Annotated in this window: 10 protein-coding genes; 4 read left to right on the top strand and 6 right to left on the bottom strand. The window is 42.5% G+C overall.

Annotated features, from left to right (window positions below; genetic code table 11):
* Nucleotides 1-16: 16 nt before the first annotated feature.
* The 3 genes from CHRO_RS00485 to CHRO_RS00475 form a co-directional block, all read right to left on the bottom strand.
* Complete coding sequence (locus tag CHRO_RS00485; RefSeq protein WP_015152208.1) at nucleotides 17-1276, bottom strand: glycosyltransferase family protein; 1260 nt, start codon at nucleotides 1274-1276, stop codon at nucleotides 17-19.
* A gap of 468 nt (nucleotides 1277-1744) precedes the next feature.
* Complete coding sequence (locus CHRO_RS00480; protein WP_015152207.1) at nucleotides 1745-2128, bottom strand: response regulator transcription factor; 384 nt, start codon at nucleotides 2126-2128, stop codon at nucleotides 1745-1747.
* A gap of 420 nt (nucleotides 2129-2548) precedes the next feature.
* Entirely contained in the window at nucleotides 2549-4123 is a 1575-nt protein-coding gene (locus tag CHRO_RS00475; protein WP_015152206.1) for a sensor histidine kinase, read from the bottom strand.
* A 249-nt stretch (nucleotides 4124-4372) separates the two neighbouring features.
* Between CHRO_RS00475 and CHRO_RS34105 the strand changes: the two genes are divergently transcribed.
* From CHRO_RS34105 to CHRO_RS34100, 3 genes are all read left to right on the top strand, one after another.
* Nucleotides 4373-4504, top strand: coding sequence for a hypothetical protein (locus CHRO_RS34105; RefSeq protein WP_256498646.1), 132 nt, complete (start codon nucleotides 4373-4375; stop codon nucleotides 4502-4504).
* Nucleotides 4505-4557: 53 nt separating this feature from the next.
* Complete coding sequence (locus tag CHRO_RS00470) at nucleotides 4558-5607, top strand: NAD-dependent epimerase (protein WP_015152205.1); 1050 nt, start codon at nucleotides 4558-4560, stop codon at nucleotides 5605-5607.
* Nucleotides 5608-6448: 841 nt separating this feature from the next.
* Nucleotides 6449-7615 (top strand): GAF domain-containing protein, encoded by a 1167-nt coding sequence (locus CHRO_RS34100; RefSeq protein ID WP_199755474.1) that lies wholly within the window; start codon nucleotides 6449-6451, stop codon nucleotides 7613-7615.
* A gap of 64 nt (nucleotides 7616-7679) precedes the next feature.
* On the opposite strand, the gene CHRO_RS00460 is transcribed toward CHRO_RS34100, so the two are convergent.
* Together CHRO_RS00460 and CHRO_RS00455 are read right to left on the bottom strand one after the other, a co-directional pair.
* On the bottom strand, nucleotides 7680-9326 hold the full coding sequence (locus CHRO_RS00460) for an FAD-dependent monooxygenase family protein (RefSeq protein WP_015152203.1): 1647 nt from the start codon (nucleotides 9324-9326) through the stop codon (nucleotides 7680-7682).
* 18 nt (nucleotides 9327-9344) lie between these two features.
* On the bottom strand, nucleotides 9345-10259 hold the full coding sequence (locus tag CHRO_RS00455; protein WP_015152202.1) for a branched-chain amino acid transaminase: 915 nt from the start codon (nucleotides 10257-10259) through the stop codon (nucleotides 9345-9347).
* Nucleotides 10260-10882: 623 nt separating this feature from the next.
* Here CHRO_RS00455 and dnaN point away from each other — a divergent pair.
* The gene (gene dnaN, locus CHRO_RS00450; protein ID WP_015152201.1) at nucleotides 10883-12028 is read left to right on the top strand and encodes a DNA polymerase III subunit beta; all 1146 of its coding nucleotides are present in this window, start codon (nucleotides 10883-10885) and stop codon (nucleotides 12026-12028) included.
* A gap of 41 nt (nucleotides 12029-12069) precedes the next feature.
* On the opposite strand, the gene CHRO_RS00445 is transcribed toward dnaN, so the two are convergent.
* Complete coding sequence (locus CHRO_RS00445; RefSeq protein WP_015152200.1) at nucleotides 12070-13257, bottom strand: TRC40/GET3/ArsA family transport-energizing ATPase; 1188 nt, start codon at nucleotides 13255-13257, stop codon at nucleotides 12070-12072.
* Between the last annotated feature and the right edge of the window lie 24 nt (nucleotides 13258-13281).

Raw genomic sequence — 13281 nt, 5'->3', positions numbered from 1 at the left:
CTACAATAAAAACTATCTAGACCGCTGAGCGATCGCTCGCTAAAGTGGGTAAAGAAGTATATTTTTGATAAATTTGGTTCAATTGATGTTCGCAGACTTTTTGAGACATGAGTTGAAGTAAATAATCTTTCACTCGAACTAAACCATTCATGTCTAAGTTAAAGTCTGGCTTTTTTCGTCCTTCTAACTGACTTAGAAGTAGATTCATTAAAGTGATGGAGCTAAAATCTCCCTTACCAGGTATGAGTGTCTTAATTAACCCTAAGCTTGCCATTCTCTCGGCTCTAATTGACTGTTCTTGAGACGGCTTACTACGCGGAATAATGACAGATGGCTTTCTAGCCGATAAAATTTCACAAACAGTATTGTATCCAGCCATAGATACCACAACATCTGCGGCATTTATATAGCTCATTAAATCATCTGTAAATTCTCCAACTCGAACTTGAGAGTTATTTTCTGCTGCTTGTTCGACGAGTTGCTTTTGCGCTTTAGGCATTTCAGGACCGCAAATTACCAAACTTTTAATGCGATACTTTGCTGGTAATAGTGCTAAGGCTGACAAATAATTATCTACTAACTCATAGCCATCCTCTCCACCTCCAGGAGTCACTAGAATTAAGCGTTCTCGCTGCGAAACTTTTAATTCTTGGCGAATGCAAGTTCGACTCTTTTGTCCCGGTTGACGGTGCAGATAGCCACAGTAGCGTACTTTCTCGACAATTTTAGGTGGAAATCTATATTCTCGTACCGTGTCAAAAACTTCTGGCGTTCCAACTATTTGTACTTGATGGTAAAACTTGTCTATTGCCGTATAGAAATCGCTTTTTTGCCACTCTGCAATTGTTTTTTCAGGACAGTCAAGAATATCTCGTAATAACAGTACTAGTTTAGTCTCTGGTAATGTTGTTTTTAGATAATTGAGCGTACCCCGTAATTCATTTTTGAGTCCATAAGGTTTCTTATCTACTAAAAAAATATCTGGTTGAAAAATAATTGTTGCTGACAAGATCAATTCCGATCGCAGCTTAACTATCTCTTCCACACCCATTCCCAGATATTTGACAGCAATTTCACCAGTTTCACCGCGATTTAGACAAGGTAACTTAATATAATCAAGTCCTTTTGGTAATCGAAAGCCCTGAAGCATGGGCGAACCAGAAAGTAATAAAATTGAAAGGTCAGGAATTTCGCTTAATAGGTGTTCGCAAATTGCTAACATTCTGCGAATATTGCCAAGTCCAAATGCGTCGTGGGAATAAACCAGCAGTCGCATGACTGATATCCTTTTTGTGTGGTTGGTTGTGAAAAATTGACTGGCGATCGCAGTTCGTCACTAATGATTTGTCTTCCATCTACATATATCTTTGCAGTCAGTGATGAATTGATAATGAATGTTTAATGAGAGATTTCTCATGAGAAATCTCTCATTTTCGCCATAAGTCTCTCTTTCACTCCACCTCATAGCGGTTTTCGATTGGGTAAAACACACGATCTGTAGGGGCGCTTTCTCTGTGCGCTCCTACAAATGTCACGCACGCAATCGAGAATTGCTATCATTCGTTTGCATACATAATTGTAGAGATGCAACTCATCTCTACAAAGCCATTCAGAAAACATCTCATACCAATTTACTCTTTGACTACGACAAAAAAGATCCCCCCTACCTTGATAAGGTGGTTTGGGGGGATCTCATGTAGTGCAAGGGGTGCAAATCTGTGCGCCCCTACAAATGCTAAAAATGTTATTTGAGTATTGTTGGTTTGCAAGCGATTTCCAACTGTGCCTGTATACATCCTAATAAGTCTTTGAAGAGGAAAGGCTTAGTAATGTAATCATTTGCACCAGCTTGCAAAGCAGCTGCCTTACATTGATTATCGTCACGAGCAGTCATAATGACAATTGGTAGCACTTCTCCCTTGCTACGTAATTCTTGCATGACCTGCCAACCATTTTTAATTGGTAAACCAAGGTCGAGTAACAATAGATCGGGTTGACTAGTTTGAGCCAATTCAATCGCCTGTTCTCCATCAGTTGCTACTAGAGTATCGAAACCACTTTTGCCCAGTCCTTTCTTAACAAAAGCAGCTAGACGAGCTTCGTCTTCCACAATCAAAATTTGGCTCATAACCTTGTGGTGTACCTATTTCAAGGTGGTCAATGAATAAAGTAAATGCTGAAGAAAACGATTTCGCTAATCTTGCATAGAAATCCTTGCAAATCTTAGCTAGCGATCGCCCTACTGCCACAACCTAAGCGCCTCATTGTTATATGATGACAGAACTATCTATACGGATAATAACAGACTAAAAATAAACGTCATAAAAGATAAATCTTTTATTGATAAATATTTTATTTATCTGTCTTCTGTTTGCTTAATCCTATCCTTTAGAAAAAGTAATAGAACAACCCAGCCAACTCTCAATTATTTCAGCAATTATTCTCTTGCCAATTATTTTGACAGTTAAAGATGAGATTGTGATGAAATTGAAATGAGAAACTTTTCATCTCTGAACTTGCCGATCGCCTTTCTACTTTGATTTAATCGTCAACCAACTCGTTCGGCATGACCTTTTTTCTCTGGCGATCGCTTCAGAGGTATGACAATCGTAAATCTAGCACCAGCACCAATATCACTTTTGAGTAAGATTCGTCCACCATGTGCCTCTACAATTGCTTGGACGATTGATAATCCCAACCCAGCGCCTTCAGATCGGCGGCGACTGTTAGCAGCACGAGCAAAGCGTTCAAATATCCTTTTTTGATCTACAAGTGCGATCCCTTCTCCCGTGTCACGCACCCAAAAACTAATTCTACTTTTACTAATTGCCGAGCCAATACCAATTATGTCATTCTCTTTTGTGTGCTGAATGGCATTTTGAATTAAGTTCATCACTGCCTGAGTCAAACGCTGGCGATCGGCGATCGTTTGACCTTGAGCTGTACTGTCGAATTGCCAGTTACGCTGGGCTAGTGCTTGTGCTTTAGCAAATAATTCCTCTGTAAAAGATTGAAGCTCGACAGTTTCCCAGCGTAAAAAGTCCGGGCGTTCTGCTTTTGTTAGTAAAATCATGTCGTTGACAAATCGACTCATGCGATCTAGCTCATCTAGCACTAGCGCCCGAGTTTCCCCGATTTCTTCGGGGTTGTCGCCCATTAATTCTAAATGTCCGCGCACGATCGCGATTGGCGTTCGTAGTTCGTGTCCCGCATCGTTAATAAACTCTTGCTGGCTAGTAAAAGCGGCTTGCAATCTATCCATCATTTCATTAAAGGTAGTTGCTAACTCCGCCAGTTCTCCCTTTCCTTCTACGGAAATGCGTTGATTGAGATCGGACTCGCTGATTTTACGAGTTGTTTGGAGTATGAGGCGCAGAGGAGCCAAAACCCCCCGAGAAGCAACCCAAGCTATTAGCAAAGCCAGAATTAGCACCACAGCACTGACTTGAACGATTGCTAACACGGCTTCTACAACTTCAGCTCGTTCGCCAGCGGTAGTATGAGCAACTACAAATACACCTGCAATTTCGCCGTCAATCCAAACAGGTTTGGCTGTGTAAAGAACGCTATCAATATTTGGTTCTGTAGGAAATTCCTTCTCACCTTGCTCTGATTGAGTCAGTCTTCCCCAGTATTGAATTAGCTTAGAATCAGCAGCAAGTACTTTGGGTCTAGCTCTCGGACTAGATTTACGAAATTCTCCATCCACGATCGCGATCAAGAAGGTGTCGTCTTCCGATAGCTGGCGACCGAGAAAAGCATCAAAAAATTCTTCTAACTCATCCTCTGTCGCGGGGGGTTTTGTCAAACGCATGTCTGCTTGTTTGAGCAAATTGACAGCAGCCGTCACTTCTTCATCTTCGCGATCGCTTGCTTCGGTTTCTGCATCAATTAATTGAGTAAATATTTCCATCTTCTCCGTCAGTTCCCGATTGACACGCTGGTTGACGCGCTCGTAAAGCACTTGGCGAAACGCAGGGATGGACACTACAAAAATGAAACCAATTGTCAGCAGATACCATAAGAGAATACGGGTACGTGCTGCCCAAAAGAACCCTCTGGCAGCCGAGAAATTTGATTTAACCTTGGGAGAGGCTCTACTCTCGCTGCGTTTTTCTTGCATCGATCGAAATTTATGATAGTTCTAGAAAAACTTAATAGTTCTTAATATTTGGCATTAGTTTACATAATAACTGCTAAACATGACTTTTTTTCAGATTATCACCTCAGAACGCTAAAATCCCTCCATAAGGGGCTTGACAAACGTATAAACAAGAAGGAATATTCCAGAATCTCTAAGGAGTAAACTAACAAGACTCACTACAGTTAAAGCAGGCACTTGTAAAGAATTAATGCGTCGAAGAAAAAGATTATGCCAAATCCGAACCGTGAGACGCGATCGCTCCTCTATGATGAGAAATGGTCTGACTCCAACCCCAAACCGAACGGTTCAACTACCATTTGTACTGAGGTTTGGCTTGTCACTGGTAGCAAAAATATTTAGTGCGATCGATCGCCTAAAATCTCGTCCACAATGCTAGCGAAGGATATGAAAACATGCACGTATTAGTGACTGGAGTTGCCGGATTTATCGGTTATCATTTAGCACAACGGTTGCTTCAAGAGGGGATAGGAGTCTATGGCATAGACAACCTCAACAACTACTACGATGTCAAACTCAAGCACGACCGCTTAGCGCAGCTTCAGCCACATCCGGGGTTTGCATTTCAAAAATTGGACTTAGCAGAACGCGATCGCCTTTTAGAATTGTTTCAATACAATAAATTCGATTATGTCGTCAATTTAGCAGCCCAAGCAGGGGTTCGTTATTCTCTACAAAATCCCTTTGCCTACTCTGATAGTAATCTTTCCGGGTTTGTTAACCTGCTGGAAGGCTGTCGTCACAGTCAGGTCAAACACTTAGTCTTTGCGTCTTCCAGTTCTGTTTACGGTGCAAATACCAAAATACCTTTCTCAGTTAGCGATCGCGTCGATCGCCCCGTGTCTCTCTACGCTGCTACCAAAAAAGCCAACGAACTGATCGCCCATGTCTACAGCCATCTCTACAATTTACCGACTACCGGATTGCGTTTTTTTACCGTTTACGGTCCTTGGGGAAGACCGGATATGGCTTATTTTAAATTTGTCCAGGCGATTGAAGCAGGCAAGCCAATTGAAGTCTACAACTATGGCAAGATGAAACGCGACTTCACCTATATTGATGATGTTGTAGAAGGCGTAATGCGAGTTATGCTGCGTCCACCTCAAATGTGTTCTCAACCAAACGGCAATAGTGCAATACCTGAAAACCAAGCTCCATATAAAATTTACAACATTGGTAATAATAGTCCGGTAGAACTGAATGAGTTTATTCAGACAATTGAGACCGCTTTGGGAAAAACAGCTCGCACGCAAATGTTACCGATGCAACCCGGTGACGTTCCTTGTACTTACGCCGATGTAGACGATTTAATTCACGATGTAGGATTCAAACCTACTACACCTTTATCAGAAGGGATTCAACGCTTTGTTGACTGGTATAAACTTTACTACAAAGAGCAGGAAGCCGGGAGCAGAGAGCAGGGAGCCGGGAGCAGGGAACAGTGACCGTAGGGGTGGGTTTGGCGAATAGATTGACAGCCTGAGCAATACATCTTCGCTCGAAATTCGCCCTTCTCAGGTATCAGCAATCGGTGCTCGGCAACCAAAATAACTTGCGATGATTAAAAATAGTTTTGACACTCTCTATTGTCTTTCACGCTATTACTTTCATTTCTTCTTTCAAACATCAGATATTTATTTCATAGAAACCTTTCTGAAGGAATAGTGTTTAACAAATTTATAGAGATTATTCTATAAGTATTATTATCTAAGCTATGGCTGCACTCATTCGTGAATGTTGTTTTTCTCAAGTTATATGTAAAATAAGAACGGTAAACCTAATATTAAGAAATAATAAGTATTAATACCCTAATCGCGAATTAGAAAAGACGCAGTTGTAAGTATTAATGTATTCCTAAAGTCATAGTTAGCTTGATACATATCTGACTCTCGCTCAGTTGCCGCGATCGCCAGTATCTAAAAAGGTAAGAGGAATCAGGAGCAAGCAGTTTAGCAGCTTTTAAAAGTCTTGCTAAAATAAAAAAATATAGAATAACAGTAATATGTATAATTGTTACCAATATAAAATCAATAGACAAATTAGCTAATATATAGAACCTTAATAGTTCGACTAGAGAAAGTCGGGTTTTTCAGGAATCCAAAGTAAAAGTAAAGCAAAAAGCATAAGGTTGTTAATTATACCATAAATTAACTAACCGATATCAATGTATTTAACATTTTATTTCTAAAATCTAGGTCGATTTGGAGTTTCTCGATGAATCAACAAAGTTCCCGAAGGAAGTTGATACGCTTAAGAGAGCTAATAATTACCACTACAGTAGGCTCCTTGCCTAAGCTCGCTATGGGTACGGCTGCACGCCGAAAATTCTACCCTCTGATCTTGCGGCACATGGGTAAAAAAGTTTTTATCCAAGAGGGAGTAGAGTTTCTCAGTGCTGAAAAGATCGAGCTTGGCGACGAGGTTTATTTATTTGGCAACGTCAAGCTGAACGCTTGGAATGATAATTGTCAAATTTTGCTAGGCGATCGCGTTGCTATAGATCGAGGTGCTGATATTACTTGTGCGGGAGATAACTGCACGATTGAAATTGGTGATGGCACGTTCGTCGGTCCCTACTCCTGTATCGCTGGTCCAGGGAATGTCAGAATTGGCAAGGACTGCATGATTGCTGCTCACAGTGGCATAGTGGCTAACAATCATATTTTTGCAGACCCCTTACAGAGGATTCGCGATCAAGGAGTGACGAAAAAGGGAATTGAAATTGGCGACGATTGCTGGTTGGGTTATGGCGTGAAAGTTTTAGATGGGGTCACAATCGGCAAGGGTAGCGTCATCGGTGCTGGCGCGGTTGTAACCAAAGATCTCCCCCCTTACTCGGTTGCCGTGGGCGTACCAGCTAAAGCAATTGCTAACCGACTGCAAGTTCAAGAAAAAGTGACTCACCAACACGAATACAACCCGGTCGCTCAAGGCGATCGCGTTTCAACAAATCCATCCCGCGATCGCGCTGCGAGCAAAAACGAACTTGCCCATAGACCGCTAGAAAATTTACTCCAAGCAACCTTGGAATGCATTCGCCACATCCTAGAAGTCGATACTGTCGCAGTCTTATTACAAACAGAAAACGGAGAACAGCTAGCAGTTCATGCAACTTTGGGTTTGGAAGAAGAAATCGAAACTGGAGTCAGAATTCCAGTCGGACAGGGGTTCGCGGGTAAAATTGCAGCTCAACCGGAGTTAACAATTGTTGACGATCTATCGACAATAGAAGTCTACAGTCCCGTACTGCGACAAAAGGGACTGCATTCTATGCTAGGCGTTCCTCTATTTGCTAGCAATCGAGTTGTTGGTGTATTTCACATTGGTAGCCTGCACCCGCGCCACTTCACTAACAAAGAAGCACAAACTGTACGCTACGTTGCCGATCGCATTGGAGAAGCGATCGAACCAGTTTTGCGTCTGTGGCAGATGCCTGATTATGTTAATGGTTAATGGCTAATGGTTAATTGTTAATATTGGCGATCGATCCGATTAACTATTAACAATCGACAACACGCTAATCTTCGCCAGATCCGTAGCGCCAAGCGTCAATCCAGCGGTGGTATTGGTACTGTTGTGGTGTGGGTAGGTTTTTTAGCCAAGGTTGGATAATGGGACTGAATTTAGATAAGACTGAATAGATTCCAAGGTTAGTGTAATGGATCGTCCAATCTATTAAAGCCCCTAAGCCAACGTGAGGGATAATTTGGGCGATTAACAAAGGATGAGCGATCGCAGTTTTGAACAAAGTTTGTGTCAGGGGCAAAAACTGTACTACGTCTTGGAGAAACGGTCTGAGAACGCGATCGCCCAACTGTTGCATGGTGAGAAATACAACTGCTAGCAACCGATTAATGCGATCGGGTGGTATATTTCCCCCAACATCTGCCCGCATTGCTTTTTGAAACAACCACGTAACGCTGAGATTTGGTTGATAGGGGGCTAGTAACGACAGTGACGATGCAGATAACTGCTCGCTAGAAAGTGCTGCATGAATGCCAAGCGTTAGGCGTTCTAAATGGCGTACCATTGCTCCAAAACCCCCAAAGCTTAGCGGTGATTGATTGCCACTACTATCTCCTACTGGTAAAATCCGATTCCAAGGAGTGCGTAAAGGACTTTGGTGATAGGCAGGAAAAAAACCAAATAAAGCTCGTTGAAAATGTAGCTTATCTAAATCTACAGCCTGATACTGTGGTAGCAATCGCAAATACTCTTCAAATAACGCTTCTAAACCCAAATGGTCTGGACTAGCATCCATGTAGGTAAATAAATACGTCGTTCTACCATCTCTAGCAGGAAAAGCCTCCCAGAAATACTGACAGCGATTTTGAATCGGCGTGAAAGTGGCAATCAAATCGCCAGTTTGGTTCTGAGAAAACCCTTGAGCGCAACTACCAACAACCAAACAAATACTATCGGGTTTTTGTCCCTGACGTGCTTGTTGTGTCATCGGAGACAAATGCCCCATTGCATCGATGAGGAGGCGAGTTGTAATTGGTAATTGGTTGTTGGTAATTGGTAATTGGTAATTGGTAATTGGTAATTGCTCCTCAGCTTTCTTCTCTCCTGCTCCCTGCACCGAAGCGCTCCCTGCTCCCGTTTCCACAAGCACGCCATTAGGATGAACGATCGCGCTCACAAAGGGAGTATTTTCTAATAACACCCCACCTGCTGCTAGAAATTTTTGCTTTAAGGTTTCTAGCAAATAAATTGGATCTACACCCAGATTGAGTACGTCTTTAACCCAGATTTCGCCGCCCCAATTTTCGCCACTATTATGAAAGCTAACGCGGGCGGGGTTATACTCAGTAGCGATCGCTTGCTCTAATTCCGCTTCAGTTAATAAATTCAACCGCAAAAAAACTGCCAATTCTTGGCGAGAAATATTCCACTCTTGCTGTCTACCTCGTAAAATTCCGCGTTCGAGCAAGGCGACTCGCCATCCCCGCTGTACCAAAGCGCTACCAATTAAAATTCCTAGCGTACCACCGCAAATCACGACATCCCAGTCAACGGTTTCCAAAAGAGTTTCGCTTTGAGTCACGACTGTCGGTACGGCTGTCGTATCCGTTCTCATCGACGCGAGCAAGCGATCGGCTTGTCGCAAGCCACTCAAAACATCGCCTGGTAGTTGAGTCAGAATATCTTCTGTTAAACTCACGATCTTACTACTCTTTATTTAACTAATTGCGATCGAATATACCCAATCTTGATATTTTGGTTCTCTACCTTCGGTAATAGCAATCAGTTTTTCTTGCAGCTTTCGTGTAACTGTATTTTGCCGCGATAATTGATAATTTTCTAATGTTTTTACTGGAACAATTTTAGCTGCTGTACCGCATAAGAACACTTCATCGGCAATTAAAAGTTCGGTTCGATCAACTGGTCTTTCTATTGTTTCAATTCCTAAGTCACTGGCGATTTTAATAACACTATCTCTAGTAATTCCTTCTAAAATATCTTGGTCGAAACCTGGAGTAATCAGTCTTTCGTTTCTGACAATGAATATATTCATTCCCGAAGCTTCGCTCACTTTGCCTTGAGAATTCAATAAAATTGCCTCATCAAAACCCGATTCAGCTGCTTCTGTTTTTGCTAAAGCAGAAGTGATGTAAGCAGCACTTATTTTACCCCGTAGTGGCATACTGCGATCTTCTTGTCGATACCAAGAGCTGATACGACAGCTAACACCTTCAGCAGATAAATAGTCTTGCAACTCTAATCCGTAAACAAAAAGATCCTTTTCGATCGAATGCAATCGCGGTGCGATTCCTAAGCCAGAGGTGTAAACAAAAGGACGAATGTAGAAAGATGCTGTGGGCTGATTGCGTTTGACAAATTCAACAATGACGCTTTGAATTTTGTCTGCTGGTAAATCGTAGTGGAGAAATCTTGCGCTGTTACTCAATCTCTGGCAATGGCGATCGAGCCGAAACAGCAAAATTTGCTGGGAATCCTGTGGGTGGGGAATTCCGCGTAAACCACCTAAGGCTCCCGTTCCGTAGTGTAAGGCATGGGTAGCAATGGAGATCTTAGCCTCGCCAAACGGAACAAACTGATTTTGAAAGTAGGCGATCGGTAGGAAGCTTTGCACGGGCAAACTTAAACAGAGGTGAGATATTTCACTATAGACGATTTTACAGCTCTAATCCCAGTACGATTTGAACTAAATTCCAATAGAACAGATGAATCTGGAAAATCCAATATATTATCATCAAGCATAGTAAAATCAAAAGTACTAAGTTTACAGCCAGTAAGTTGAATTAGGCTTATTGGAGCTTTAGCTAATTGAGTTGGCGATCGCGAACGCTCTCTACAACTCAAGCTTAAAGCGAGTATAAATAAAAATTAAGATTCAGTTCTGCCTGTGGAAAACTTCGGGTTTTCTGTGGAAAACCCGGGGACAATTTGTGGAAAACTATTGATTTTACGTGGAAAATTTAAAGTAAGTATAAATACCCTGTGGAAAACTTAAGGCTTTTTTCCACAAGTTTTCCACAAGTTTTAATCTCTAGGATCGCCACAGAAACAGCAAGAGCCATTTTTTTTCACAGTTTCCACAGCACCTACTACTACTAATAAAAAAAATATATCTTTAAGTCGGATCTATTCGCACAGAAGTTTATTGGTTCATCCTTACAACAACCTTGACAAGAGTGATACTATGTCTATTCTGGAGCAAATCTGTCCTAGCCCAGTGCCATCTGTTAGCCGTCCATGAAACTCGTCTGTACTCAAAACGACCTTAGTACAAACCTTTCTCTTGTCAGTCGCGCCGTCCCCTCGCGTCCGACTCATCCGGTTTTGGCTAACGTATTGCTGCAAGCCGACGCAGATACGCAGCAGGTAAGCTTGACAGCTTTCGATCTCGAACTGGGAATCCGCACCACGTTTGCCGCCACAGTGATATCAAGCGGTGCGATGACTTTGCCTGCTAAGTTGTTAAATGATATTGTGGCAAGGCTTCCAGAAGGAGAAATTACGCTGGAAGAAGAGGAAGGAGAAGTCCCATTTATTGCGGCGATCGCCTCTCAGCATGGACGCTACCAAATTCGCGGTATGGGTGTGGAAGAATTTCCAGAATTACCCGTTTTGGAAAAGGGTGAATTCGTGCATTTGCCAGCAGAGGCTTTGATGGAGGGTTTGAAAGGATCGCTATTTGCGACGAGTGCGGATGAAAGCAAGCAGATTTTGAAGGGATTGCATTTAACCGTCCAACAAGACACGCTAGAATTTGCGGCAACAGACGGTCATCGCTTGGCAGTCGTGCAAACTGCCAATGACACTTCAGATAGCGAAGAGTCTAGACAGCTTGAAGTCACCGTACCCGCTAAAGCGTTTCGAGAACTGGAACGGATGCTGGGTAAGCTACAAGCCAGCGAACCAATTGCCTTAAATTGCGATCGCGGTCAAATCGTGTTTGAATGGTCGGAGCAGCGACTGACGTGTCGCACCTTAGAAGGTCAGTATCCCGCCTATCGTCAGTTAATTCCACGTCAATTCGAGCGCCAAATTGCGATCGATCGCAAACAATTACTGGGTGCATTAGAACGAATTGCGATTATTGCCGACCAGAAAAATAATATTGTCAAGTTTCATATTGATACTGACAAACAAGAATTAGCCTTATCAGTTGATGCGCAAGATGTAGGTAGCGGAAAAGAATTTTTGCCTGCTGAAATTTCTGGTGGGGGCAATCTTGATATTGCTTTTAATATTGCTTATTTGATGGATGGAGTTAAAGCATTACCTTCAGGGGAAATTGAAATGCACCTGAATACGGCAGTCACTCCAGTGGTTTTGACTCCCATTGGTGGGTTGCAGATGACTTATTTGATTATGCCCGTACAGATCAGAAATTAGTAGGGGCGCACAGATGTGCGCCCCTACGTTAATGAAATGTACTAAACTTTAGCAATATCGGCAAAACGGATTTTGAGATAATCCTCGTCCATCTTGGCTCCAGATGGTTGTAATGCAGCTAAAGCTTGGGGTAAAACCAAATTACGACGGTGGTTGCCGATGGTGATGTTCAATTCATCCCCTGTTTTACTCAACTGAATCTTATCTTTGGGAATCCCCGGCAAATACAGTTCTAAACTGTACTGATTTTGCTCTTGTACGACTTTGAGCGTAGTTTCTTTGTAATAAACTTGAGCAGGATCTTCTTCTTGATATAATGTTTCTTTCAGTCTTTCTAAAGCTGCTAAACCACACATTTCCTCGGAATATAGTGGCACTTCCTTGACGGGTAAAGGACGAAAGTTTTCGTGAATTTCCTGACGATATTGCTGTTGATTTTCTTTCCACTTTTGGAAGAAAGGATCGGTTACTTGTTCGGGAATGATTCGGTTGGCAACGACTAAATCTGTAGAAACATTATATAAACTGAGATAGGCATGAGCGCGAAGAGATTCTTTAATCACCATTTTTTCAGGATTAGTGACTAGGCGCACGGAAGTTTTCGTGTTGTCAGTTAAAACTTTTTCCAATGCCTCAATTTGCTCGTAAAATTCATAGGGAGCATCCATCACTTCTTTATCTGGAAGCGAAAAACCTGCAATAGGTTTAAATAAAGGCTCTACCAAAGGTCTAAGCGCTACAGACATTTTTTGTAATGGCTTGTAAAAGCGGCGCATATACCATCCACTGACTTCAGGTAAGCTAAGCAACCTTAAAGCCGTACCCGTAGGCGCAGAATCGATAATTAAGACATCGTATTCGCCTTCATCGTAGTGGCGTTTCATCCGCACCAGACCGAAAATTTCATCCATGCCTGGTAGAATAGCTAATTCTTCAGCTTGGACTCCATCTAATCCTCTTGCTTGTAAGACTTGGGTGATATAGCGTTTGACTGCACCCCAGTTTCCTTCTAATTCCAGCAGCGCGTCTAATTCTGCACCCCAGAGATTTTGGCGCACTAGGCGAGGTTCGTGTCCTAATTCTAAGTCAAAGCTATCTGCTAGGGAGTGTGCGGGGTCAGTGCTGAGAACCAGCGTGCGATAGCCGAGTTCGGCGCAGCGCAGTCCAGTAGCCGCCGCCACAGAGGTTTTCCCAACTCCTCCTTTACCAGTCATGAGGATTAGACGCATGAATATTGTCCTATCTGAGAAATG

Origin of the sequence: Chroococcidiopsis thermalis PCC 7203 (assembly GCF_000317125.1) — a bacterium.
GTDB lineage: Bacteria > Cyanobacteriota > Cyanobacteriia > Cyanobacteriales > Chroococcidiopsidaceae > Chroococcidiopsis > Chroococcidiopsis thermalis.
This window is presented reverse-complemented; position numbering and strand designations above follow the sequence as displayed.